Source organism: Salinibacillus kushneri, assembly GCF_900111405.1.
GTDB classification, from domain to species: Bacteria; Bacillota; Bacilli; order Bacillales; family Alkalibacillaceae; genus Salinibacillus; species Salinibacillus kushneri.
In genome coordinates this window covers 110,249-134,304 of the sequence record NZ_FOHJ01000004.1, presented here as the reverse complement: position 1 = coordinate 134,304, position 24,056 = coordinate 110,249, and the positions used below count along the sequence as shown (strand labels likewise).

General features: G+C 37.6%; 28 protein-coding genes. 2 read left to right on the top strand and 26 right to left on the bottom strand.

Annotated elements, in window-relative coordinates:
* Positions 1-9: 9 nt before the first annotated feature.
* Positions 10-1,017: a metallophosphoesterase gene (locus tag BMX63_RS07275; RefSeq protein WP_093133476.1), complete on the top strand. Its 1,008-nt coding sequence runs from the start codon at positions 10-12 to the stop codon at positions 1,015-1,017.
* A 37-nt stretch (positions 1,018-1,054) separates the two neighbouring features.
* On the opposite strand, the gene BMX63_RS07270 is transcribed toward BMX63_RS07275, so the two are convergent.
* The 24 genes from BMX63_RS07270 to BMX63_RS07155 form a co-directional block, all read right to left on the bottom strand.
* A complete protein-coding gene (locus BMX63_RS07270) occupies positions 1,055-1,861 on the bottom strand; it encodes a glycosyltransferase family 8 protein (protein ID WP_093133473.1) in 807 nt (268 codons plus the stop codon).
* A 365-nt stretch (positions 1,862-2,226) separates the two neighbouring features.
* Entirely contained in the window at positions 2,227-2,751 is a 525-nt protein-coding gene (locus BMX63_RS07265; RefSeq protein WP_093133471.1) for a GNAT family N-acetyltransferase, read from the bottom strand.
* A gap of 34 nt (positions 2,752-2,785) precedes the next feature.
* The gene (locus tag BMX63_RS07260; protein ID WP_093133469.1) at positions 2,786-3,361 is read right to left on the bottom strand and encodes a histidine phosphatase family protein; all 576 of its coding nucleotides are present in this window, start codon (positions 3,359-3,361) and stop codon (positions 2,786-2,788) included.
* 131 nt (positions 3,362-3,492) lie between these two features.
* Entirely contained in the window at positions 3,493-4,062 is a 570-nt protein-coding gene (locus BMX63_RS07255; RefSeq protein ID WP_093133467.1) for a DUF4256 domain-containing protein, read from the bottom strand.
* Between the two features lie 221 nt (positions 4,063-4,283).
* On the bottom strand, positions 4,284-5,453 hold the full coding sequence (locus BMX63_RS07250) for an ABC transporter substrate-binding protein (RefSeq protein ID WP_093133465.1): 1,170 nt from the start codon (positions 5,451-5,453) through the stop codon (positions 4,284-4,286).
* Positions 5,454-5,513: 60 nt separating this feature from the next.
* Positions 5,514-6,221, bottom strand: a complete 708-nt coding sequence (locus tag BMX63_RS07245; RefSeq protein WP_093133463.1) for an ABC transporter ATP-binding protein — start codon at positions 6,219-6,221, stop codon at positions 5,514-5,516.
* On the bottom strand, positions 6,214-6,978 hold the full coding sequence (locus BMX63_RS07240) for an ABC transporter ATP-binding protein (protein WP_093133460.1): 765 nt from the start codon (positions 6,976-6,978) through the stop codon (positions 6,214-6,216). Before BMX63_RS07240 ends, BMX63_RS07245 begins: the two co-directional genes overlap by 8 nt.
* Before the next feature lie 14 nt (positions 6,979-6,992).
* Positions 6,993-7,979, bottom strand: coding sequence for a branched-chain amino acid ABC transporter permease (locus tag BMX63_RS07235; RefSeq protein WP_093133459.1), 987 nt, complete (start codon positions 7,977-7,979; stop codon positions 6,993-6,995).
* Positions 7,979-8,842, bottom strand: a complete 864-nt coding sequence (locus BMX63_RS07230; RefSeq protein WP_093133456.1) for a branched-chain amino acid ABC transporter permease — start codon at positions 8,840-8,842, stop codon at positions 7,979-7,981. Before BMX63_RS07230 ends, BMX63_RS07235 begins: the two co-directional genes overlap by 1 nt.
* Positions 8,843-8,958: 116 nt before the next feature.
* On the bottom strand, positions 8,959-9,741 hold the full coding sequence (locus BMX63_RS07225) for an enoyl-CoA hydratase/isomerase family protein (RefSeq protein ID WP_093133452.1): 783 nt from the start codon (positions 9,739-9,741) through the stop codon (positions 8,959-8,961).
* Positions 9,728-10,498, bottom strand: coding sequence for a 2-phosphosulfolactate phosphatase (locus tag BMX63_RS07220; protein ID WP_093133449.1), 771 nt, complete (start codon positions 10,496-10,498; stop codon positions 9,728-9,730). Before BMX63_RS07220 ends, BMX63_RS07225 begins: the two co-directional genes overlap by 14 nt.
* A 22-nt stretch (positions 10,499-10,520) precedes the next feature.
* Positions 10,521-11,576, bottom strand: a complete 1,056-nt coding sequence (locus BMX63_RS07215; protein WP_093133447.1) for a phosphotransferase family protein — start codon at positions 11,574-11,576, stop codon at positions 10,521-10,523.
* 20 nt (positions 11,577-11,596) lie between these two features.
* A complete protein-coding gene (locus tag BMX63_RS07210; RefSeq protein ID WP_093133444.1) occupies positions 11,597-12,769 on the bottom strand; it encodes a thiolase family protein in 1,173 nt (390 codons plus the stop codon).
* A gap of 44 nt (positions 12,770-12,813) precedes the next feature.
* Positions 12,814-13,587, bottom strand: a complete 774-nt coding sequence (locus tag BMX63_RS07205; protein WP_093133441.1) for an SDR family oxidoreductase — start codon at positions 13,585-13,587, stop codon at positions 12,814-12,816.
* A gap of 20 nt (positions 13,588-13,607) precedes the next feature.
* On the bottom strand, positions 13,608-14,813 hold the full coding sequence (locus BMX63_RS07200) for an acyl-CoA dehydrogenase (protein WP_093133439.1): 1,206 nt from the start codon (positions 14,811-14,813) through the stop codon (positions 13,608-13,610).
* A gap of 103 nt (positions 14,814-14,916) precedes the next feature.
* Positions 14,917-15,318, bottom strand: a complete 402-nt coding sequence (locus tag BMX63_RS07195) for a MaoC/PaaZ C-terminal domain-containing protein (RefSeq protein ID WP_093133436.1) — start codon at positions 15,316-15,318, stop codon at positions 14,917-14,919.
* Positions 15,315-15,764 carry a MaoC family dehydratase N-terminal domain-containing protein gene (locus tag BMX63_RS07190; RefSeq protein WP_093133434.1) on the bottom strand — a complete coding sequence of 150 codons (450 nt, stop codon included), beginning with the start codon at positions 15,762-15,764 and terminating at the stop codon, positions 15,315-15,317. Before BMX63_RS07190 ends, BMX63_RS07195 begins: the two co-directional genes overlap by 4 nt.
* 26 nt (positions 15,765-15,790) lie before the next feature.
* Complete coding sequence (fabG, locus tag BMX63_RS07185) at positions 15,791-16,555, bottom strand: 3-oxoacyl-ACP reductase FabG (RefSeq protein ID WP_093133431.1); 765 nt, start codon at positions 16,553-16,555, stop codon at positions 15,791-15,793.
* A gap of 45 nt (positions 16,556-16,600) precedes the next feature.
* On the bottom strand, positions 16,601-17,776 hold the full coding sequence (locus BMX63_RS07180) for an acyl-CoA dehydrogenase family protein (RefSeq protein WP_093133428.1): 1,176 nt from the start codon (positions 17,774-17,776) through the stop codon (positions 16,601-16,603).
* 58 nt (positions 17,777-17,834) lie between these two features.
* Positions 17,835-19,418, bottom strand: coding sequence for a long-chain-fatty-acid--CoA ligase (locus BMX63_RS07175; protein WP_093133426.1), 1,584 nt, complete (start codon positions 19,416-19,418; stop codon positions 17,835-17,837).
* Positions 19,418-19,843, bottom strand: a complete 426-nt coding sequence (locus tag BMX63_RS07170) for a PaaI family thioesterase (RefSeq protein WP_093133423.1) — start codon at positions 19,841-19,843, stop codon at positions 19,418-19,420. The genes BMX63_RS07175 and BMX63_RS07170 overlap by 1 nt, the downstream gene beginning before the upstream one ends.
* A gap of 75 nt (positions 19,844-19,918) precedes the next feature.
* On the bottom strand, positions 19,919-20,689 hold the full coding sequence (locus BMX63_RS07165) for an SDR family oxidoreductase (protein ID WP_093133421.1): 771 nt from the start codon (positions 20,687-20,689) through the stop codon (positions 19,919-19,921).
* 342 nt (positions 20,690-21,031) lie between these two features.
* Entirely contained in the window at positions 21,032-22,438 is a 1,407-nt protein-coding gene (locus BMX63_RS07160) for a sigma-54 interaction domain-containing protein (RefSeq protein ID WP_245732762.1), read from the bottom strand.
* Positions 22,439-22,556: 118 nt separating this feature from the next.
* Positions 22,557-23,111: a GNAT family N-acetyltransferase gene (locus tag BMX63_RS07155; RefSeq protein WP_093133416.1), complete on the bottom strand. Its 555-nt coding sequence runs from the start codon at positions 23,109-23,111 to the stop codon at positions 22,557-22,559.
* 142 nt (positions 23,112-23,253) lie between these two features.
* Here BMX63_RS07155 and BMX63_RS17990 point away from each other — a divergent pair, with 142 nt between their 5' ends.
* Positions 23,254-23,424, top strand: coding sequence for a hypothetical protein (locus BMX63_RS17990; RefSeq protein WP_177167231.1), 171 nt, complete (start codon positions 23,254-23,256; stop codon positions 23,422-23,424).
* Positions 23,425-23,515: 91 nt separating this feature from the next.
* Here the strand turns inward: BMX63_RS17990 and BMX63_RS07150 are convergent, their stop codons facing one another.
* Both BMX63_RS07150 and BMX63_RS07145 read right to left on the bottom strand, forming a co-directional pair.
* Positions 23,516-23,839: a MerR family transcriptional regulator gene (locus tag BMX63_RS07150; protein ID WP_093134064.1), complete on the bottom strand. Its 324-nt coding sequence runs from the start codon at positions 23,837-23,839 to the stop codon at positions 23,516-23,518.
* A 38-nt stretch (positions 23,840-23,877) separates the two neighbouring features.
* Entirely contained in the window at positions 23,878-24,003 is a 126-nt protein-coding gene (locus tag BMX63_RS07145) for a Fur-regulated basic protein FbpA (protein WP_245732774.1), read from the bottom strand.
* Positions 24,004-24,056: the final 53 nt, after the last annotated feature.

Sequence of the window (24,056 nt, the reverse complement as noted above, 5' to 3'; positions counted from 1 at the left end):
GGGTAAGTAATGATACATTTTTTAAAAGTAATGATGTTATCGTTTACTGTAGTATGTGGCATGCAAATATGTTCTTATGCGGAATCAAATCATAATATATCCGTGAAAATATTGGGGATTAATGACTTTCACGGACAATTAGAAAGCCCGTCTAGCGATGAAGAAGATATTGGTGGGGCTGCATATCTTTCTGCCTATTTAAAACAGTATCAACGTGAGAATAAGCACACACTACTGGTTCATACCGGAGATGCTGTCGGTAATAGTCCACCTATCTCAGCAAAATTACAGGATAAACCAACCATTAAATTTTTGAATAAATTACACTTTGATGTTGGCACTGTAGGAAATCATGAGTTTGATGAAGGCGTTAATCAACTAATGGGTTTAATTAAGGAGGGTAAATATGGCCAAACTGGAGAATTTAAAGGGGCAAATTTTCCTTATACCGTCGCAAATGTGCTTCATAAAAATACAAAAAAGCCAATTCTTCCCCCTTATATTATCAAAAGAGTAAGAGGGATTCCGATTGGTTTTATCGGTGTTTTGACTCCTAAAACAAAAAGAATCGTTGATGAAGAACATATTAAGGATATTAAATTTAAAAATATCACGGAATCAATCAATAAAGCTGTACACGAACTAAAAGAAAAAGGTGTGAAAACCATTGTTGTCCTTGCTCATGCATCAGCAGCTTCCAAAAAAGATGGGTCAAATCCTTCTGGAGAAATCGTTAAACTGGCACCAAAACTAGATGATGAAATTGATGTCATATTGGCCGGACACAATCATAAATACGCTAATACAGTTGTAGACAATAAATTGATTGTTGAAGCTTATGCAAAAGGGAAAGCTTTTTCTGAGGTAGATATTCAAATTGATTTGAAAACAAAAGATGTGTTAAAGAAACAAGCGAAAGTAGTGAAGACTTATCATAAAAAGATAGAACCAGATAAGGAAATTCAATCCTTTGTGGAACAAACCCGATTAAAATTAAAAAAACGCCAATCCCAATAAGAAGGATTGGCTTGTTTGTTTCACCGCCTTAAAATCTTCAAATATTGGCTACTTTCTCATAATGCTTATAAAGAGCGTGAAAGTATCCCGTATATTTTTTATCCCAGGGCTTTTTCTTACCACAGAAGTGAAGGATACGAGTATGCTTCATAATATAATCCATATCATACTCTCCATTACTTGCTACTTTAAAATAACGATAAAATCTGGGGTCATAATTATAATGGATTTCATTTATATCTTTTATATCTTTAGAATATAAAGCATTAAGGATATCCTGATCTGGAAGAATCAGCCTCATTTTGTTGCGCTCAACAAAAGCAAAGATTTCCTGCTCATCGATTTTTTCTCTTTGTAATTTTACATTCATCAGAAGAACTCCTGAATTATAATAAGCATAAATATCGTAAGGAAGTAAACGTAACTTATTTAATTGCGCTACCGAAACCCGGTCGTGGTATGCTGCTGCATATAAATAATCCGTGATATCCGTATCGTATAAGCTGCGAATTTCATTAATCACTAAAACATCCGGATCTAAATACAGAACTTTTTCCACATCTTCGGGTAGAAATTTATAAGCTAATATCCGAAAATACATCTCTTTCGTATAATGTTTAATAAGAGGAGCGTCTTCAAAATAATGATGACTAATTTTAATCTCCTGTAAGTGATGACCATTTTGTTCTATAAAATGAGATAATCCTCTGATTTCTTCATTTGTTAAACTCGTATGCATTACAAAGACAGTAAACGCTTCTGCAGGATTATTCAAAAACAGAGACTTCAGCATTACTTTTAGTGGTTTTAAATACGCTCTATTCAAGGTAACCAATATATTCATATATTCCTCACGTCTCCAATACCTGTCCACTTAAAAAGGCCTAATCAATTCCAATCGAATGATTTTTATTAATAGAGGTTTATATTATATTATAGTTCTTAACTGTTGGTTTATATGACAATCCTGTACAAGATTTTCGAGTAAACTGAAGGTTATCATCATTTGTATGATTTATAGGGAATTAATAACCTGAATTAAATACTAACCTTCTCTTCAACCAAAAGGCTGCTGTTAAAAATTTCATATAAAATAAGTAACGTCAAGATAGCTTAGAATTATATACTTCACTCTTCCATTAGGTGCTAAAAATGCCCTCCTGTTCACAGAAAGGGCAATACCAAAAATTAAGATAAAACCTATTAATTCTAATAGATGGAGTATCTAACATAATGATTCGTATTATCATCATTTAAACCTTCAAATTTTAAACCAATCTTCTCAGCAACTCTTATAGATCCTCGATTTAAGTAATGGATATCAGCGACTATTTTGTCCAGTTCAATGGTATCAAAAGCATATTGTAAAATGATTCTTGCAGCCTCGGTAGCATAACCCTTTCCCCAATGATTTCGTTTTAGTCTCCAGCCAATTTCAGTTTCCGGGCCAATATTATCAATAGGAATGAGCATTACCCAGCCTATAAATTCTCGAATATGGTCTTTTAATTCTATCGTCCAGTACCCCAATCCATTAGGGTATACAGTTTCAATTCTCTTTCTTACAAATTCTCTGTGCTTTTTATAACTTGCATGAGGTCCATTTATAAGCTCGACTATTTCCGGTATATACTTAACTACCTCTAGATCATGATCCATTTCAATACATTTTTCTATATCTTCAAGTGTTCGTTCACGCAAAATTAGCCTTTCTGACTCAAAGGATTGTAACATTCAAATCGCCTCTTTGGTTCTGTAATCTTTAATATTAGAAATTAACTTTTAAAAAACCAGTTTCTTTAGGGAAATCATTTCTAGTGAGATCTTGACCGGTAATAAACTGTTTATACGAGGTTATGGTTCCATCGTGAGAAACGATATATATTCTTTTATTTCCCATTTGTTTGCACCATTTTAAAAAACCTTCAGCTATACCCTTAAACTCTTTATCGGTTAATGTGTTTATCCCTTTTAACCACCATTCGTTTGATTGTTCTTCTTCGAGGTAAATATCAGTAAAGTCGTCTTTTACTTTTTGTTTTGTTAAAATTTCATCACAAGGTAGTGTCTGCCATTCTGGGTTTTGAGGGAACATTCGTGGTGATACTAATGGGCTTACGATTTTCTGACATTTTATACCTTCACTCCAAATTTGTACTGTTTGTAAAGTTCTTCTCATTGGACTACTTACTATTACATCTGTTTGCAATAAAGGAAACTGTTTTTTTAGTTTCTTGGCTTGAATGATTCCCTCCTCCGTTAATGCAGGGTCTGAAGTATGTAAACTCTTAGGTAAATTTAAAACGTGTTCTCCTTGTCCATGCCTTATAAATACGAACTCCATCAAAACGCCCCTTTGATAAATGCATCACTCTTTGATTAAACTACCTCTGTTAACACAAAAATGACAGTCTTCATTAAACTTGCACGGGCAGAAGAATGAGATAAAAGCTATTCCTAGCTGTTTGTGAAAATTCAGACCCTTAGTAAGCCACGGAATCCTCTGGAACCATAGTAAGAGGAGGCACCGTTGTGATACACGAAGACATGCCCGTAGCGATTATCGCAAAAAAGGGCACCGCCACGTTCTCTAATATCAGAGGGGGTATGCACCCAGCTCGATGTTTTCATATCGAAATGTTCAATGTTTTGCAACGCACGATATTGTTCTTCTGTTAAAAGTTCAATGCCCATGGAAGTTGCCATATCAATAGCATTATTTTCAGGTTTATGTTTTTTTCTTGACTCCAGCGCTTCACGGTCGTAACAAACACTTCTGCGACCTTTAGGACTTTCCGTTGAACAATCGCAAAAAATGTATTCGTTCTTCTTTTCATCAAAACCAACAACATCCGGTTCACCACCAGTTGCTTCCATTTGTTTTAGCGACCATAGTTTTTCAGTATCAGCTTGCAGCTTTTCTTGGACTTTAGCCCATTCAATCTCTTTGTGGCGATTCATGTTGTTCTCAAAGCGGACTTTCAATGCTCCGAGTAATTCTTCTTGTTGTTCCTGTGATAAGGCTTTTTTATTACTCTTTGTCATATTAATCCTCCATCCCTAATTTTTTTAATTAAACTGGTTCGTTAGTTAGAGATTCTTACCTTCCATTTTAGCATATTATTCCAACGATTTTTCTAAAGGATTAAACTATATAAATCTAATATATAGAAAAAGGGATACAAAACATTATTCGTTTGCATCCCTGCTTTCATTTAGTGCCCTCATCATCAAAACCACTTCCGCTTTGGGCAATCTTAAAAATTCTATTCTACTTCTTTTGGTACTATCTCTCCATCTTCAATGGCTGCGATACGTGTATCGATTTCAAATCCACCATTTTCATCGATATTTGGAATATTATATACTTTTTTATCCTCTGGTAAGCTGTCTAAACCTGCTTGAATATTTTCATAGATTACTTTTGCATCTTCAACGTTACCAGCTTCCTTCATTGCTTCTACAAAGATGTACATCGAAACATAGTGAAAGCCGGCTTCAGAACCAGGATCCTCACCATATTTTTCTCTATATTTTTCAACAAATTCATCAGTACCAGGGTAATCTGCATTAATCAGTGGCATGGTACCAATAGAGCCTTCCAAAGGTTCATAGGTTTCGCCCATAACCTTTTTCATTTCATCTAATTTAGCCTGATCCATAATCATAAACCCGCCTTCATAGCCAAGCTCACGTGCCTGTTGTGCTACTTTTGCTGTTGGTTCGCTTGCTCCCCCTATTAACAGAACATCAGGATCCTTCTCGAGCGCATTTGTTAATATGGTGAAAAAGTCTGTATCCTTAGAGAAGTCAATGGATGCATTATGGACAACTTCTCCCCCCTGCTCTTCCCAATGAGGGATTAGTCCTTCTGCCCAATCCTTACCGTACTGGGTGACTGGGGGCAATGCAGCTAATTTATTTCCAAAACGATCCATCATATATTTAGTAAAGGGTTCAACATAACCTGCATAACTAGGTGGTATTCGAACAGTTAAAGTATTCCCTGTTTCAGTAATAGCAGGTTCACTCGTGTAAGCACCAATAATAAAGTTTTCCTGTTCATTAAACACTTGCAAAGCATTTACACCACCGCTATGAGGGGTATAGATAATGGGAGTATTATATTCTTGTACTAAGCGTCTGGCATTTGCGGCAGCTTCATTCGGAAGATACTGGTCATCTAAAGTTTCGAGGCTTATCGTATAGGTCGTTCCATTCACTTCAAAACCTTCTTCATTAATTTCTTCAACAGCCATTTTTAAACCGTTTAACGTATTTTCTCCGTAATAGGCTGCTGCTCCACTTAAAGGGCCGGTATAGCCAATATTAACTACTGCTTCACCATCTCCACCTGTTTCCTCTCCCGAACAAGCTGTCAAGATTAAACAAACAATGGTAAAGAGAATCAAACCAAAACCTGTCTTTTTCTTCATAACAATCCTCCTATTTTTAATATTCAGAAAACTTATTCAGGGTAAGTCGTTGTAGATTCTTTAAGCCCCTATATAAGCCTTTCTTACTTCTTCATTGGCAAACAACTCTTTTGAACTACCCTCAACTACAATGTTTCCATTTTCATAAACATAACCTTTGTCGGCAATGGATAACGCTGCGTGAGCATTTTGTTCAGCTAATAAAATCGTTGTACCTTCCTTGTTTATCTGCTTGATGCTTTCAAACATTTGCTCCACAATTAAAGGCGCTAAACCAATAGAAGGTTCATCTAATAGCATCAGCTTTGGTTTAGACATTAGCGCTCTTCCTATCGCCAGCATTTGTTGTTGCCCGCCACTTAAAGATCCGGCTGGATTTTTTCTTTTTTCATATAAAACCGGAAATAATTTATAGACTTCTTTTAATGTTTGTTTAATTTTGTTTTTCTTTTTACGATGTATATAAGCACCCATCATCATATTTTCCTGCACTGACATTTCTGGAAAAAGCTTACGATCCTCCGCGCATTGCACAATTCCTTGTTTTACGATTTTATCAGGAGGCTTGTTATCAATAAGGTCATCTTCCAATAGCACATTTCCCTTGAAAGGTGTTTTTAAGCCGCTTATGGTACGAAACGTTGTACTTTTCCCAGCACCATTTGCACCTAAAAGTACCACAATTTCACCTTTATCTACTCGAATGTTTATATCTTTTATAGCCGTAAAATTTCCGTATTTTACAGACACATTCTTTAAATCAAGCACTGGTACTCCCCCCCAAATAGGCTTTTATGACTTCTTCATTACGATTAATCTCCTCTGGCGTTCCTTGAGCAATTTTTTCTCCATAGTTTAACACCATAATTTGTTCTGCTAAGTTCATAATCATTTGCATTTTGTGTTCAATTAAACAAATGGTTAAACCATTTTCAGCCATTTTTTCTATTAATTCAGATAACTCTGCTGTTTCGTCAGGATTAATCCCTGCTGTCGGCTCGTCAAGAAAGACAATTTCCGGATCAGTAGCCAGGGCAAGAGCAAATGCCACACGTTTCTTCTCTTCTTGTGAAATATTTGCAACCAAATGATCAACAGCATGCTCCAGTCCTACAAATTGTAAAACCTCAAGGGCTTTTTCCTTACATTGCTCCTCTTCCCGTTTTAATCGCTTAGTGTGAAAAATCGAATCAAACAGGTTGGCTTTTGTTCGTAAGCGATGGCCAACAATTACGTTATCAAAAACCGTTGCCTGTTCAAATAAATGAGTGGTCTGAAAGGTTCTTGCTACACCTAATTTTGCAACTTTATTAGCCTTTAAGTTTGAAATATCCTTCCCTTTAAAAAGAACTTGCCCTGAAGTAGGACGATATAACCCGCTTACTAAATTGAAGAATGTTGATTTACCAGCTCCATTAGGTCCAATAATGGCATTAATTTTACCTTCTTCAATTGAGAAATCCACATCTTTCACTGCGAATAACCCACCAAATTGTTTGGTTAAGCGTTTGGTTTCAAGAAACATCTATACACCTCCTGTTAAGCTTGTTCTTCTACATTTGAAGTCTTTGGTTTTAGCTTACGTGTTCGTTTGGCAGACCATAAGGCAAAGAGTCCCGAGATTCCTCTCGGTGAGAAAATAACCATTAACGTTAAAAGCGGTCCAAAAATAAGCATGCGGTAATCCTGTAAAAATTGCAGATTTTGCGATAGCCATACAATTAACAAGGTTCCAACAATCGGGCCTGACATCGTACCAATTCCACCTACAATCATGTAGGTAAGCAAGTCAAAGGTAATGTTAAGATTTCCAATATCGGGACCAATAAAGCGAATAAAGCATGCATACAAGACACCAGCTATTCCTGCGAAGAAGGTGGAGAGAACAAAGGATATTAATTTATTTTTAGTAGTTGATATACCTAATGACAGCGCTAATTCTTCACTATTACGGATCGCAATAAAGGTGCGTCCGGTCAAAGAATGGATGATGCGGTAAATGACAAAAATCACAAGTAATAGAATGACAAAAACAAAGTAGTATTGAGCTATTGGAGTAGATAAAGTAAGAGGTCCAATGCTTGAAGGAGCCGGTATACCTATAAGTCCTCTTACACCCCCTGTTAATCCCTCCCATTTATCAATTACTAAATAAATAATATAACCTACGCAAAGTGTATAGATAGCAAAAAAGTGTTCTTTGGTTCGAAGGGCGATTAAACCAATCAAAAATCCCATTGCAGTCGTAATAATTGGTGCCAAAAGAAAGGCAGGCCAAAAGCCAAAACCTGCTTTTACAGTCAATAAACCAAACGCATAAGCGCCAATGGCAAAAAATCCGGCATGAGCTAACGATAAATATCCTGTATATCCAGCCAATAAGTTCAATCCGTAAACGGCAATCATCCAAATAAATGCTAACGTCATAACATGAAGAAAATAATCATTTCTGGTGATAAACGGGAAGATGACGGCCAGTAAAATGAATCCAACAACGATATTTCGTTTATTAAAAAATGCTGCCATTATACTCCCCCCTTTGAAAAAATCCCTTGAGGCTTAATGGTTAAAATAATGACTAACAGTGCAAAGGAAATAATATCGCTATAGTCACTCGATATATAGGTTGCCCCAATACTTTCACTAAATCCTATGATATAACCGCCTAATATGGCTCCGGGAATACTGCCCATTCCCCCAATAATAATAATCACAAAAGCCTTTAAGATCACAAGATGCCCCATACTCGGAAATACTAGGTTAATAGGTGAGGTTAGGGAAGCGCCAAGCGCAGCTAAAACACCTGAAATAAAGAAGGTTAGCATGGCAACCTTATTCGTATTAATTCCAACTAAATGGGCCCCTTCCCGATTTTGAGCCATCGCAATGATTGTAGCTCCTGTAAATGTTTTTTTGAGAAATAAATAAAGTAAAATCATCGCGACTACAGCCGTAATTACAATAATCAGCCTCTGCATCGTTACCGTTAATCCAAAAAAGTCAATAACTTGCCCAAAAGGGGTTTCCATTTGCTGATAGTCTGCCCCCCAAATCAATTGAGCAAACGACTCTAGAAATAGGAGCATACCTATCGCTGCAACTTTATGCTGGATGGGCGTTGAATCTTTTAAAGGATGAAAAACCAGTCTTTCCATTAACACACTAATCATTCCAACTGCAATAATGGAAGTAAGGATTGAAAGTAAATAATGTAATCCCAAGGAGGTCATAATCGTATAGGTAATATAAGCCCCCACCATATACAAAGCACCATGGGCAAAATTCGGAATGTGTAAAATTCCATAAACAAGAGTCAATCCTAACGCGACTAAGCTATAAACACTTCCAATCGTCAGCCCATTAAAAAGCTGTTGAAGGAGTACATCCAAAACACCTCTCCCCTTTCTCTATCCATAAATGGAGGCATATGGCCAGAGTGTATAACTCTAACTATTCTTAACTCTTTATTTGCAAACGCTTCCATTTATGTGTTAAATTATCATTTCTAGTTGAAATCTGGCTCTCTTTTCTCTTTAAAAGCTTGAACACCTTCTTTATGGCCGTCTGTTGTAACAATCGTTGCCTGTGAGATTCTTTCCAGTTCCAGAATCTCATCTAAAGTTGAATGATAGGATTGGTTGGCAATCTTTTTAATAAATTGATATGCCTCAGATGGCCCAGCAGCAATTTTATTTGCAAATCTTTCAACCTGATCTTTAAATTCTTCTAAGGGATACGTGTGATTTACAATCCCTAAAGAATGTGCCTTCTCTGCAGTAATTGGTTCTGCAGTAAATAATAATTCCTTAGCTAAATAAGGACCTATTAATCGCGGAAGGAAATAAAGCCCTCCCCCGTCTGAACTGAGACCAACTTTAGAAAAGCTTAAGACAAATTTACTTTCTTCGGCTGCTAGAATCATGTCACAAGCTAACGCGAGATTAAATCCTGCCCCTGCAGCATAGCCGTGTACTGCAGCAATAATGGGTTTTTCCAGATTCCTCATAGTTAAAATCAGCTCATTAAGATTTCCGATATGATTATAAGTTGCGAGTGGATTACTGGTTCCCATTGTTTTTACATCTCCACCCGCACTAAAAGCACGCCCAGCGCCAGAAAGAATAATCACATGAATGGAATCGTCATTTTTTGCTTCTTCCATTGACTCTTTGAGGCCTAGCATCATATCAGGACTAAAGGCATTTAAGCTATCAGGTCGATTAAGCGTAAGCTGCATTACCCCATCAAATTTTTGAACTAATAAATGTTTCGTTTCAGTTTGTACCATGAATCTCTCTCCTTTTCTTTTGATATTGCTCCGCTACCACAAACGTATCATCGTTAACATAAGGAACCACGGGGAAAACATCTTGTTGAGAGACAAATGCTAATTCCTCTTCAAACCCAAATCTCGTTAACATTTGACCTACCCTTGATGCTTTAAGAACTTCTTTACTCACATTTTGTTTGCCTTTATAAAATTCATACGCAGCAAATGCAGAATCAGATAGAGTCCAGTTCATATGTGATTGTTCATGAAGTGAATGGATAAAATGCCCGGCTCCATAGAAATCCTCCGCATTAAATGACCCTGATGAGCCAGAACATACCAGAATAATCGTTTCATTTTTAAAATGTTTGATTAATTGTTCAGCTACATATCTGGAGTTTAATAGGGAAGCAACAAAAACAAACTTAGCTGAAATAGAATTTCGAATAGCTACTGTCCCATTTGTAGTGGATAAAATCATAGTCTTATCATAAACTTTCCCTCTTAAGGCATTTGGATTCGGGGAATGAAAGCCATCTAAAGGCAATCCCTCATATTCACCTACAAGAAGGTATGAATCTTTCTTTTGACTACGAGCAACCCGCTTGGCTTCCTCCCCGTTTAATACTGGAATAACATTACGGGCTCCGTATTGTAGTGCTGTTGTAATGGTTGAGGTGGCAAGTAAAACGTCAAAAACAACAACAAGTTTATCCCCTTGCAGTTTTTCTTTATTTAATTCTTCCTTTTTTAACAAAACATGAATTTTCCCCATTTAAAGCACCTCAATTTCAGGTTTAAATTTTCTTACTTGCCATCTCAGAAGCATAATGAATTAAATTTTTAACAAAAAGGTTTAAATTTGCAAACCTTTCATCCTGAGTCTGACCATTCTTATAACGATAATAGATTTGTTGGCAAATGACAGCTAATTTAAAATAGGCAAAAGTCAGATAAAAATTCATATGTGTAACATCACGACCACTCTTTTTTGCATAAGACTCCATAAATTCTCTTCTAGTCATAAAACCTGGATATGCTGTTATCGGCTCATCACCTAATCCTCGTTTTAATAGATTTGAATCATCCCCTTCAATCCAATAGCTCATAGCAACGCCTAAATCTGCTAATGGATCCCCTACTGTCGTCATTTCCCAGTCAAATATTCCAATGACTTCACTAAAATCCTCGTTAAACATGGAATTATTAAACTTAAAGTCATAATGAATAATGGCTGGCTCCGGGGAGACAGGAATGTGACCTGACATCCATTTCGTTAATTGTTCCACTCCTTCAATTTCATCTGTTCTGGCCCTTTCATACCGTTTAATCCATCCATGAACCTGCCTTTCTAAAAATCCCTCTGGTTTTGTCATTTCTTTTAATCTCGTTTTCCTGTAGTCAATGCTATGAAGATTTACCAAAGTATCTACCATTTTTTCTGATATTTGTTTACAAAGCTCTTCTGTAACCTCAACACCTTCAGGAAAGTGGGAATCTAATACTATGCCATGTTTTCTTTCCATTACAAAAAAGGGTCTTCCAATTATTGTGGAATCTGCTAAGACGAATGGTTTAGGTGCGGGTGAAAAATATGGATGGATTTCTTTAAGGATGGTATATTCTCGCTCCATGTCATGTGCTTTTGGTGCAACAGGACCCAGGGGAGGACGTCTAAGAACTCCTTCCCAATCTCCAATCTTTAAAGCATAGGTCAAATTCGAACGGCCGGCACTAAATTGTGTAATCTCCAAGGGAGCATCTGGTAAATCTGGAATGTGTTTGCGTAAAAAGGGTTCAATAATCACTTTATCCAGTTCTTCTCCCTTGCGAATGGGGATCGTTTCAGACATCTTTTACCTCCTCTTCCTTATTATGTTTCTCGTTCCATAATGACAGAAATCCCTTGCCCTCCACCGATACATGCTGTTATAAGAGCAAGTTTCTCATTAGATCTCTGTAATTCATAAACGGCTTTAGTCATTAAAATAGCTCCTGTTGCTCCAAGTGGATGACCGTGAGCAATTGCTCCACCATTGACATTTAATTTATTCGGATCCATCTTTAGTTCTCGATCTACAGCAAGTACCTGAGCAGCAAATGCTTCATTTAGTTCTATTAAATCCATATCATCCAATCTGTAGCCACTCTTTTCTAAAACTTTCCGAGTTGCTGGGACAGGGCCAATCCCCATTATATTGGGGTCTACACCAGCTACAGCAGCTTGACGAATTGTTGCTAATGGTTTTAATCCTAGCTCATCTGCTTTTTCTCTTGACATCACAACAAGCGCAGATGCTGCATCATTTAAGCCTGAACTACTGCCGGCAGTAACTGTTCCCTCCTTTTTAAAGACGGGTTTTAATTTGGAAAGCCCTTCTAATGTTGTTTCTGGTCGAGGATGTTCATCCTTCTCAAATACGAAAGCATCTCCTTTTTTTACAGGTACTTCAATGGGTACGATTTGTTCATCAAATCGCCCCTCTTCCATTGCACGAGACATTCGTTGTTGACTTCGAAGGGCAAATTCATCCTGTTCTTCACGACTAATATGATATTTTTCCGCCAAATTTTCTGCCGTTATCCCCATTGGAGGATCACCAATTTCTTGAGGGGAAAGCTGGGACTTTCGAATTTTAGGCGGAACTGGGCTGTAAGCTCTATCTGGTCGGTCCATAAGATAAGGAGCCCGACTCATACTTTCTGTTCCCCCAGCCACATAAATATCTCCTGACCCTGCCTGAATAGCCTGGGACGCAAGAACTACCGCATTAATACCTGACCCACATTGTCGATCAACCGTTAATCCTGGGATATTTAATGATAGGCCCGTTTGGAGAGCTGTTAATCTGGCAATATTTCCACCACCGCTTAAAACATTTCCTATAATACAATCGTCAATTTGCTCAGCCTTAACATTAGCTCTGCTGATAGCTTCTTTTATGACCTCTGCTCCAAACACATGAGCGGGAACAGAAGCTAATGCACCTCCATGTCTTGCGATTGGTGTGCGGACTGCTGAAACAATCACTGCATCTCTTTTCACTTTTATCCCTCTCCTTTGAAAAAGTCGTGGTATTGACTTTAGAGTTACATCGCATTCGTTCCTCCATCCACAACAATTGTCTCACCTGTTACAAAATCAGAAGCAGCTGACGCTAAAAATAATGCAACGCCTTTCAAATCATTTTCTCCACCAAATTTTCTTAACGGGGTACGTTTCCGCATTTCATCCCCACCGTGCTCGATAAGTACTTTTGACATTTTAGTCGGGAAAAAGCCTGGTGCAATGGCATTGACAAAAATTCCTCTAGGACCCCATTTCACAGCCAAATCTTTTGTAAAAGTAATAACGGCTCCTTTACTGGAATTATAGCCAATGGCATCCATGAATTTAGGATCTGATCCACGTAAACCGGCTACGGATGCTATATTGATAATTTTTCCATACTTCTGCTCAGTCATGACCTTGCCAACAGCCTGTGACATCAAAAAGGTTCCGACAACATTTACATTCAAAACTTTGTGAAAGGCTTCTAACGGCATTTCATCAACAGGTGCGCCCCACGATGCTCCGCTATTGTTAACAAGAATATCGATTCTGCCAAAACGTTCTAATGTTTTGTTAACCACTTGTTCGATATCGTCAGAATTTGTAACATCACATTTTAACGCCATTGTATCTATGCCTTTTTTCTGCAGTGTTTCACTTATTTCTACACAGTTTTCAACCCTTCTTGAGCACAACACAACATTTGCACCCGCTTCAGCAAAACCCTGAGCAATTTGTTGCCCTAATCCGCGGCCGCCACCTGTAACAATAGCCGTTTTACCCGTTAAATCAAACAATTCATTTACATGCATGGGTTTATCCTCCCGTTGAATTATTGGTACTTTTTCAATTCCTGTCTTGCTACTGTACGAAGATGTACTTCATCCGGTCCATCCGCCAAACGCAACGTACGAATATTTGCCCAGCTTGCTGCCAGTGGATAATCTTCGCTTACACCTGCAGCTCCAAGAGCCTGGATTGCGTGATCAATCACCTTCAAAGCCATATTAGGTGCTACCACTTTAATCATAGCTATCTCAGCCTTCGCTTCTTTATTTCCAACAGTATCCATCATGTAGGCCGCTTTTAATGTTAATAATCTCGCTTGTTCAATCTCCATTCTGGCATCTGCTATCCATTCTTGGATAACCCCTTGCTGGGCAAGTTTTTTTCCAAACGTTTCTCTGCTTTGCACCCGATTACATAAAATTTCCAGCGCTCGCTCAGCTGCGCCAATTGTTCTCATACAGTGATGTATACGCCCTGGTCCTAACCTTCCTTGAGCAATTTCAAAGCCTCTGCCTTCACCCAAAATCATATTGGAAGCTGGTACTCTGACGTTGTTATACTCGATTTCCGCATGACCATGTGGAGCATGATCATATCCGAAGACAGGTAAGGTTCGTTTGACGTTTACTCCAGGTGTATCAAGTGGAACTAGAATCATAGATTGTTGTTTATATTTAGGAGCTTGCGGGTCATTCTTACCCATCACAATCGCAATTTTACAGCGTGGATCCCCAGCTCCTGATGACCACCATTTAGTCCCATTAATGATGTATTGATCACCATCACGGACAATACTCGACTGAATATTGGTTGCGTCAGATGATGCCACATCAGGTTCTGTCATGGAAAAACAGGATCGAATTTCACCATCTAGAAGAGGATTTAACCATTTATCTTTTTGTTCTTGTGACCCATAGCGAACCAGCACTTCCATATTACCCGTATCAGGTGCTGCACAATTGAAAACTTCAGGAGCTATCGCTGACCGGCCCATAATCTCACAGAGCGGAGCATATTCAAGGTTAGAAAGTCCGGCACCATAATCACTCTCTGGCAAAAACAGATTCCATAATCCCTGTTCTTTTGCTTTTTGCTTTAATTCCTCCATAATGGGGGGAATGTTCGCAAATCGATTCTGTTCATTCAGCTGTTCACTGTAGATGTTTTCATTGGGATAAACATACTCTTCCATAAAATCATTCAATTTCACTTCGTATTCTTTCACTTTATCGGAATATTCAAAATTCATAAACCACACTCCTGCATCATTTTTTCATTCAGCTTTGACCCCTTATTCATTTTTGATTTCTGGATAACTTGAATAAGAGGTCAAGAGCCAGAGTAGTTGAATTTTAATAGGTCACAAATCGAACCTTGCCTTTAATGACCGCTTTATCATCCTGATTTACGGCTTCTACATGAAAATCCATATGTTTATCCGTTTGATTTTCCACCGTTGCTTTTAAAGTGATGACATCATTTAAAAAAACCATACCAGAAAAGCGAATCTGAAAATCCTGTATAAATCCTTGTTCATAATAAGGAGTAAATAGTTTTCCTAAGTTTCCCATCGTCCACATTCCGTGAGCTATAATCCCGGGAAGTCCTGCTTTTGTTGCCTCTTCATCAATGGTGTGAATAGGATTAAAATCACCGGATGCCCCGGCGTATTTTATGAGATCTAATCTTGATACCGGCTCTAATGTAACCCCTTCCAAAGCTTCATTTGGTTTTAACTCTACTATACTAGTCATACGGTCATCGCCTTTCTTACAGCCTCCGTGATAATGACTGTTTGTTCCTCGGTAAAGATGACTTTACCAGCAGAATCTTCACCGTAACGTTTTAAAATAAAAAACCCCATTAGCCCATTTTTGCCTTTTTTCTCATAGTAGTCTTTGGCCTCTGAATAACAATAGATTTCTTCCCCAACTAATAAGGGTCTTTCATAATGAAAGGTCTCCTCGCCATGAATGAGTCCTTTAGTAGGCAATGGCAATCCTTCAATTTCCCCATACTCAAATACACGTGGGAAGGTTGGAGGTGCGATATTTTGACCAGACCTTGACCTTTTACCATATGTTTCTTCAACAAAGATTGGATGTGAGTCACCGATAGACTCTGCAAACCTTTTTACCATACCACGTTCTACTGTATTTTTTACTTTATTGGAGGTTTTTCCAATGTAATCTTTGAGCATTTCTCAGCGCTCCTTTCCATTATTCATTAGTCTCTTGGTCCGCCCGCTACATAAATCACCTGACCATTTACGAATGAAGATTTCTCATCAGCAAAAAACGCAACAGCATTAGCAATGTCTTCTGGTTTTCCACTTCTGCCAACAGGAATTTGACTTACGCTTGCCTGAACTAAATCTTCAAAGGAGATGCCAATTCTTTCTGCAGTTGCTTTTGTCATATCCGTTTCAATAAATCCAGGAGCTACTGCATTAGCCGTAATACCAAATTTACCAAGTTCTATAGCCAACGTTTTAGTTAACCCTTGTAAACCTGCCTTCGCTGTAGAATAGTTGGCTTGGCCGCGGTTACCTAGTGCTGAAGTTGAAGAGGTATTAATAATGCGGCCATACTTTTGGTCAACCATATATTTTTGTGCTGCACGAGCAGCATTAAAAGATCCCTTTAAATGGACGTCCATGACCTGTTCCCAATCGTTATCTGTCATTTTAAAGAGAAGATTATCACGAATAACCCCCGCATTATTGACCAATATATCAAGGGAACCAAATTTGGAAACAACTTCTTCCATTGCAGACTCTACTTCATCAGTATTGACTACATTTGCCTTTTTGGCATAGATCTCATAGCCCTTCTCCTGAAACTCGTTATAGGTTTCATTTAATGCATCCTCATTTACATCAATAATGGCAACCTTTGCTCCTTCTTCAGCAAATCGCGTAGCAACCCCCTTCCCTATTCCGCGACTGCCTCCTGTTACAAATGCTACTCTTCCATCAAATCGATTACTCATTTTGATTCCTCCTATCTATTTTTAATATTCGTTCTATTCTTAATTTTATATGAAATCTCCAATTTTTACATGGCCTTTTAATAGATTTCTAGATATAATGAGTCGTTGAATTTCATCTGTACCATCATAAATGCGCCATAATCTGGCTTCACGATACCAACGTTCTATAGGTAATTCTCGTGTATAACCCATTCCGCCATGAATTTGAAGGACCCGGTCTACCACACGATTTCCCATATTTGAACCATAGAGTTTAGCCATTGAAGCGAGATGACGATTATCTTCTCCATTATCCAATGTGTATGCTGCATTTAGGACTAGCCATTTTGCTGCTTCAATTTCTACGGCTGAATCAGCAATTTGCCACTGAATTGCCTGTCTGTCAGCAATTGGCCTTCCAAAGGTTTTACGATCTTTTGCGTAATCAATGGCCATTTGCAGTAAACGCTCAGCTGTTCCAACTGCTCGAGCACCAACAATCCATCTGGCAAAACCGATCCACTCTAATCCTAGCTTGTAACCTCCATGTAATTCTCCTAAAATATTTTCTTCAGGAACTCTAACATTATCAAAAATAAGACTAGCTGGCCCCCATTCACCCATTGTGTGAATATACTCAGATTTCCAGCCCATATCCCGGTCAACAATGAAGCAGGTAACACCCTCACGCCCGGTTTCTGCGTGTTTTTCTTTATCAGTAATGGCAATAACCATTACGAAATCAGCTTCATTTCCGCCTGTGATAAAGGTTTTTTCACCGTTGATGACCCACTCATTTCCGTCTTTGATGGCTGTTGTTTTAATATTTCTTGTATCCGAACCCGCATCAGGCTCTGTCATCGCAAAGCAGGACTTTTTATCCCCATTAATCGTTGGGATGAGATATTTTTCCTTTTGCTCCTCATTTCCGTAATAAAGAATATTATCAGCAGATCCACCAAAGCTGAATGGAACAAAAGTTTTTGCCACTTCCATAGTTACGATCGCCTGCATCATTTGTCCAAGGTCGGCCCCACCATATTCACTAGGGGTATTAATTCCCCAGAATCCTGATTCTTTTGCCTTTAATTGCAATTCTTTTTCTTTCTCTTTGGATATACTTGGTCTTCCTTCCCGCTCATTTTTTAATACCTCATTTTCAAGCGGCATTAATTCCTTTTCCACAAACTTTCGAATCGTTTCCTGTACCATCTTCTGCTCTTCTGTTAATCGTAAATCCATTTAATTCACTCCCTGTTTTATATTTATAAAATACTAACTAGTTAGTATGATAAAAAGATTACATGTTTGCTTCTTCCTTTAAAGCCCTTTTTAGAATTTTCCCTACTGCTGTTTTTGGCAATTCGTCTGTGAACTCGACAATTCGTGGTACTTTATAAGCTGCAAGTTTATTTCTACAGTGTGCTATTACTTCTTCTTCAGTAAGAGACGCATTTTCTTTACAAACAATAACTGCTTTGATTGTTTCTCCTCTATATTTATCCGGAACACCAATAACAGCAGCTTCCAGTATACCTGGATGTGTATAAAGCACATCCTCTACTTCGATTGGATACACATTGTAGCCACTGGCAATAATCAGCTCTTTCTTCCGACCAACAATATAGAAGAAACCGTCTTCATCCATCCTTGCTAAATCACCTGTATAAAGCCATCCGTCTTTCAACACCTGCTGCGTTTCCTCCGGCATTCCCCAATAACCTTTCATAATTTGCGGACCTTTTACGACTAACTCTCCAACCTCTCCAATAGGTACTGATTCTTCACCAGTAGCAGAATCTACTATTTTAGCATCAGTATTTGGAATTGGAATTCCGATGCTTCCTGCTTTTTGTAAACCAGCAATAGGGTTTCGGTGAGTAACAGGTGAGGCTTCAGATAGACCATATCCTTCTGCAACCGTTGTTCCACTCAATTCATTAAAACTGTTCAACATTTCCACTGGAAGAGGGGCTGACCCACTAATACACGTTTTTAAAACGCTTAAATCAAAATGATGCTCTTTATAGTAATTTAGTAAAGCATTGTACATGGTAGGCACACCCGGAAAAATCGTTGGTTTTGACTGCTCAATTATTTGTGCTACTTGTTCGACTTCAAATTTAGGTACTAAAATCAAGTTTCCGCCAATGTGAAAGTTCAAATTCATCGCACTAGTCATTCCGTAAACATGGAACAATGGTGAAATAGCCAGTATTCTCTCTTCGCCTTCATCTGTTTTTACTTTAGAAGTCGCAGCACTTTGTAAGGTATTGGCCACTAAATTATAATGTGTAAGCATAGCGCCTTTTGAACGCCCTGTTGTGCCTCCTGTATATTGCAGTACGGCAATATCTTCTTTTGGATCAATTTGAATATCCGGGACATGTAATTGCCTATCTGCCAGCAATTCATTAAATTTGCAATCGTTTTCAAAAGAGACATCGATAATAGTCTGTAACGAGGTCTGTTGCTGAATGGCTTCAATCAAAGGAATCGTTTTATCAAGAGCAATGATCACTTCTGTTTCTGTATCATTCAGTACGTGTAACAATTCTGATGATTTATACATCGGATTGATTTGAACAATCGTTGCTCCACACATTAACGCAGCATAATAACTGATTGGATATTGTGGACAATTTGGCAGCATAATAGCCACACGATCCCCTTTACTGATTCCCAAGTTGTACAGGGATGCTGCCACTTTCTTAACCGACTCCATTAATTGATCATAGCTATATGTTTTTTGAAAAAACGTCATCGCTGTATGGTTGGGATATTTTTTAATAGATTCGTTAAGCAGCTGCGGAAGAGAAATTTCAGGTATCTCTACTTCCTTTGGGTTTCCCTCAACTATATGTTTTAACCACGGTTTTTCCATTACTTATATACCTCCTTTATTTCCTTATCCCGTAATAGCTTAAAGGTTCCAATTCCTTTAGCGAGAATTGTACCGTCAGAATCCGTCATTTCCCCTTCAACCGTTGCCATTCGATAGCCCCGATGAATGATGCTTCCTTTTGCATATACAACACCACTTTTACTCGGAGACAGGTAATGGATATTTAAATTTATGGTTAAACAAGGGGCTTTCGTAATGGAACGAGTTGTCATCCCCATTACCGTATCGAGCACAGTTGCATGAACCCCGCCATGCATGGTTCCATTAACATTAAACAATTTTTCTTTAACAAGCAGTTTAAGTTGTATGTTTCCTTCCTGAAAATCAACAATTTCTAATCCAATATGTGAGATAAATGGACTGTCCTTAAATCTCTCACGTATTTCCGTAATAGTATTCGTCAAAAGCATACCCCCTATCAATTCATGAGCATTGTCCTGTGATGATTTTTTCTGTCTATTCTTTTAAACTATTAAAATCTACAATGTACTACCCCCATCTACACTAATAATCTGTCCGGTTATATAGTCACTTGCTTCTGAAGCAAGTAAAAGAGCGACTCCTTTGATAGCGTTATCATTTCCAAGCATTTGAAGTGGATTCTGTTCTTTAATTTGATCTTCATATCGATCAAGTACGACTTTTGTCATTTTGGTTGGAAAAAAACCAGGAGCTATTCCATTTACATAGATTTTATGTTTTGCCCATTTTCTGGCTAAGTCCTTTGTGAAGTGAATAACACCTGCTTTACTGGTACTGTAGCCAATCGCATTCAATACTTCGGGAGGTTCTGCTTTTAAACCTGCCGCTGAGGCAATGTTTATAATCTTTCCAGCCTTTTGTTCAATCATTTGTTTACCTACTGCTTTTGACATTAGAAATGTTCCTGTAACATTTACATTCATAACTTTCTCCCATGCTTCAAGAGGCATATTTTCTACATCTTCTCCCCACGTTGTTCCGCTATTATTAACTAAAATATCAATTCTGCCAAAATCCTTCAGTACTGATTCAACTGTCTGATCCACTTTTTCTTCATTGGTTATGTCACATTGATAAGCTTTTACCTGAATGCCCTTCTCCTGTAATTCTTCAGCTGTTTGTTTACAGTTTTCCAGTTTTCTGGAACAAATGGCTATGGAACACTCAGCATCTGAAAGGGATTCCGCGATTTGCTTTCCAATTCCTCTTCCCCCGCCCGTGATCAGTGCTACTTTTCCTTTTAAATGAAACATATCCACTGTGTTCATGACTTAAGCACCTCATTTGATTACTCTTTTAGGGATTCTGCTACTCAATTTATATAGATGCAAAATTTGTGCCAATTTTTTAAAAATGTACATACTTTCTCTTCATAAACTTCCTGAAGCTTATAAAATCCACATCCAAAAAAATAAGAATTATTTTACTTCTTCGTTTTGTTATTTGCTTCAAATTGCTATTCATTCATTTTTGAATTATTTGAGAAGAAAACTGATAATATTAGCCAATTCATTGTTGAATCATTAATGCGATAATGAATCTCCTTTGTAAAACTAAAAGAACCTATGGAGAATTCAAAAAGACCAACATTATATATCTTATGAACTTCTTTATCTTAATTGAATTTTATACTTCTTTAACTTTCTTACAATCGTTGGCTGACTCGTATTTAATGCTTCTGCTAAGTCATATGTATTAGAATATTTTTCGGCAGCAAGAGCTATTACTCTTTTCTCAGCTATTTCAACAGCTTCTTTTAGTGGAACAATGTGATTGGTTTTAATGGTTTTACTCGTTAGATATTCGTCAGGCAAATTTTCAATGGTAATCGTTTCATTCCGTGTCGTTACAGCGAGCCTTTCGATTAAATTAGCTAGTTCCCGAATATTTCCTGGCCATTCATAGGATAAAAAGAAATCCTTTAAATCATAATCGATTTGTTTGTTTAGTTGATATTTATCATTTACTTCGTCTAAAAACCGCTGGATGAGGGGGAAAATGTCTTCTTGTCTCTTCCTGAGGGATGGTATTTCAAGCGGAATGACATTTAGCCGGTAATATAAATCCTCACGAAAATCCCCATTTTTCACCATTTTCTTTAAATCCTGATTTGTTGCTGCGATGATACGTACATCAATTTTTTTAGGCTTAGTACTTCCAATTCTCTGGATTTCACCTTCCTGAAGTACACGAAGAAGTTTCACTTGAAGAGCAAGGGGAAGTTCGCCAATCTCATCTAAAAATAGAATACCTTTATGAGCTAACTCAAACATTCCCGGTTTCCCGTCTTTGCTCGCACCTGTAAAAGCACCTCTTTCATAACCAAATAATTCAGACTCTAATAAATCAGAAGGAATGGCTCCGCAATTTACTTTAATCAGATCACCTTTTTTGGAACGATTGCTATTGGTGAAAATATATTGGGCAAGTACATCCTTCCCAACTCCTGTTTCCCCCAGTATTAAAACCGTAGCATCAATGTCGGCAATACGATTGGCCGTATCATAAATTCGTTTCATTGGCTCACTTTTGGTAACGATTCCATTTACTTGATCAGGTTTATTTTTTAATCGTTCTAATTCCTTCTTATATTGCGTGTTTAATTGGTTTACTCTTCTTAACTTGTTCTGTAAGGTATTAAGCTCAGATAAGTCCCGTATGTTAGTCACTACTTTTTTTACTTCTCCATTTTCATTAAATACAGGGGTTCCGGTTAGCAAAGTTTCATTACCTTCGTAATTATGCTGTACCAAAGAAACGGTTCTCTTTTCTTTTACTACTCTATTGGTTACAGAGTTTTTTAGAATGCCTCGTTTGATTAAATCATCAACATGTTTACCAATATAATAATCTTTTGGAATGCCTGTAATCCGCTCGATAGCAGAATTCGTTTTTAAGGTAATTCCATTTTTATCGGTAATATAGATTCCATCATATGAATTTTCAATAATGGCATCCAACTCACGATTTACATCTTTAAGATTTTCATTTTCTCTTTGTAAGTTGATACCTGTCAATATAAACACCCCCTTAGATAATACTTCTGTATCTTTCGTTCAATTCCTCTTTTATTAAAACACTCCCTATAGTAAAACACCCCAAAAGTTAGACAAAATCTAACCTTTGGAGTGTTTTTCACAATGATTCATGGTAAAAGGACAGTTCTTCCCATTCGTCTCGTAATAAACCCATGCGGATAGAATCATAAAAATTCCCATTATAATACCGACATTTCCTAAGCCTTGCTTCCAAGGTCATGCCAAGCTTCTCTCCCACTCTAATCATTCGTTGATTGCCTGACCAGGTGGTAAATCCAACTCGTACGAGGGGGAATGTATAAAACAAATGATTGATCCATATGCGAAGAGCTTTTGTTCCATACCCACCACTCCAATAATGTGAATCATAAAGACCAATCCCCACCTCTAACCACAATGAAGCCTTATGCTCCCAATAATAACTTACTGTTCCAATCACCTTACCACTTACTTCAATGACCCAACGATCTTCCTGATTAACCCATTTTTCCTTTCTCTCAAGAAACCTTTCATAAGGAATATGAACAAGATTAAAATAAGGGGCATCCCATTTTTTCCATTCAGGATTTTCCTCTTTATAATTAAGCTCCCATAATCCATACATATCTCTTTCTTCAATTGGGCGTAAAATTAGTTCTTTATCTTGATACATCTCTTCCACTCCAAATATCTTACTATTTACTTTTATTTTAGAATGAGTTAGTAAAATTTCAAGTCAGATAAGAAGATTGAATAATTTTTTCAAGCCATAAACAAACTACAGTTGGGAACATATTTGAGAGGTGGGATATTTCATGACAGAGGAATACCGGGAATATCGAACCGGCCAAGGTGTACCATTGACCGGGGAGTATATTTGTCAATCAGGTGAAATTGCAAAATTAAATGAGAATGACACATTTCCTAAATGTCCAATTACCGGAAGTGAAACGACCTGGAAACACGAAAATGAAGAACCTGTCTAAAAAATAATGGGGACCAAACGAAAAGGAACCCTATTCGTCTATTAATAGGGTTCCTTTTCGTTTGCTTGAAAACCTTTAGTCTCCAGCGCTGCTATTTTCTTAAATTGAAATGAGCATTTAACTGCCCACGAAGCATTTGATCGCGAACACCTCCTTTTTGCTTCGCTTTTTGCATATCCTGTCTAATTTCACTTGTCTGTACTCCTTCTTCTCTTTTATTGGCAATATTCATTAGCTCTTCAATATCAGCAAATGAATATTTCCTCGTTCCTTTCTTTGTTCTTTCAGGAAAAATTAAACCACGCTCTTCATAGTATCGGATTTTTCGCTCCGTTAACCCCGTTAATTCTTTGACAGTCCCAATTGAGATTACTTTTTTTTCTTTATATGATGTCACAAACCTCCTACCTCCCATAATGGTATATGTTAATGTTAATACCTCGACTAGAGAAATCATTGAACAGAGTATTTTTCAACAAGCTGGTGTAATTCAGTTAATGTAAGTGAATATACTTCTTTATCTTCTGGATTATAGATACCAGCTTTGATTAATTGCTGAATATAATGTTCTTTGAGCATCTCCACAGCTTCACGCAACTGATTTTTCACCTCACTAACACCTCCACCTGGAA

Excerpts from the sequence above, each read along its gene's own strand:
- BMX63_RS07155 (WP_093133416.1), bottom strand. The coding sequence starts at position 23,111 with ATGTATCAAGATAAAGAACTAATTTTACGCCCAATTGAAGAAAGAGAT.
- BMX63_RS07165 (WP_093133421.1), bottom strand. The coding sequence starts at position 20,689 with ATGAACACAGTGGATATGTTTCATTTAAAAGGAAAAGTAGCACTGATC.
- BMX63_RS07255 (WP_093133467.1), bottom strand. The coding sequence starts at position 4,062 with ATGACAAAGAGTAATAAAAAAGCCTTATCACAGGAACAACAAGAAGAA.
- BMX63_RS17990 (WP_177167231.1), top strand. The coding sequence starts at position 23,254 with ATGACAGAGGAATACCGGGAATATCGAACCGGCCAAGGTGTACCATTG.
- fabG (WP_093133431.1), bottom strand. The coding sequence starts at position 16,555 with ATGAGTAATCGATTTGATGGAAGAGTAGCATTTGTAACAGGAGGCAGT.
- BMX63_RS07175 (WP_093133426.1), bottom strand. The coding sequence starts at position 19,418 with ATGGAAAAACCGTGGTTAAAACATATAGTTGAGGGAAACCCAAAGGAA.
- BMX63_RS07180 (WP_093133428.1), bottom strand. The coding sequence starts at position 17,776 with ATGGATTTACGATTAACAGAAGAGCAGAAGATGGTACAGGAAACGATT.
- BMX63_RS07150 (WP_093134064.1), bottom strand. The coding sequence starts at position 23,839 with ATGGGAGGTAGGAGGTTTGTGACATCATATAAAGAAAAAAAAGTAATC.
- BMX63_RS07205 (WP_093133441.1), bottom strand. The coding sequence starts at position 13,587 with ATGCATGTAAATGAATTGTTTGATTTAACGGGTAAAACGGCTATTGTT.
- BMX63_RS07235 (WP_093133459.1), bottom strand. The coding sequence starts at position 7,979 with ATGGCAGCATTTTTTAATAAACGAAATATCGTTGTTGGATTCATTTTA.
- BMX63_RS07195 (WP_093133436.1), bottom strand. The coding sequence starts at position 15,318 with ATGACTAGTATAGTAGAGTTAAAACCAAATGAAGCTTTGGAAGGGGTT.
- BMX63_RS07260 (WP_093133469.1), bottom strand. The coding sequence starts at position 3,361 with ATGGAGTTCGTATTTATAAGGCATGGACAAGGAGAACACGTTTTAAAT.
- BMX63_RS07275 (WP_093133476.1), top strand. The coding sequence starts at position 10 with ATGATACATTTTTTAAAAGTAATGATGTTATCGTTTACTGTAGTATGT.
- BMX63_RS07265 (WP_093133471.1), bottom strand. The coding sequence starts at position 2,751 with ATGTTACAATCCTTTGAGTCAGAAAGGCTAATTTTGCGTGAACGAACA.
- BMX63_RS07145 (WP_245732774.1), bottom strand. The coding sequence starts at position 24,003 with ATGCTCAAAGAACATTATATTCAGCAATTAATCAAAGCTGGTATCTAT.
- BMX63_RS07190 (WP_093133434.1), bottom strand. The coding sequence starts at position 15,764 with ATGCTCAAAGATTACATTGGAAAAACCTCCAATAAAGTAAAAAATACA.
- BMX63_RS07270 (WP_093133473.1), bottom strand. The coding sequence starts at position 1,861 with ATGAATATATTGGTTACCTTGAATAGAGCGTATTTAAAACCACTAAAA.
- BMX63_RS07225 (WP_093133452.1), bottom strand. The coding sequence starts at position 9,741 with ATGGTACAAACTGAAACGAAACATTTATTAGTTCAAAAATTTGATGGG.
- BMX63_RS07250 (WP_093133465.1), bottom strand. The coding sequence starts at position 5,453 with ATGAAGAAAAAGACAGGTTTTGGTTTGATTCTCTTTACCATTGTTTGT.
- BMX63_RS07215 (WP_093133447.1), bottom strand. The coding sequence starts at position 11,576 with ATGTCTGAAACGATCCCCATTCGCAAGGGAGAAGAACTGGATAAAGTG.
- BMX63_RS07240 (WP_093133460.1), bottom strand. The coding sequence starts at position 6,978 with ATGTTTCTTGAAACCAAACGCTTAACCAAACAATTTGGTGGGTTATTC.
- BMX63_RS07200 (WP_093133439.1), bottom strand. The coding sequence starts at position 14,813 with ATGAATTTTGAATATTCCGATAAAGTGAAAGAATACGAAGTGAAATTG.
- BMX63_RS07220 (WP_093133449.1), bottom strand. The coding sequence starts at position 10,498 with ATGGGGAAAATTCATGTTTTGTTAAAAAAGGAAGAATTAAATAAAGAA.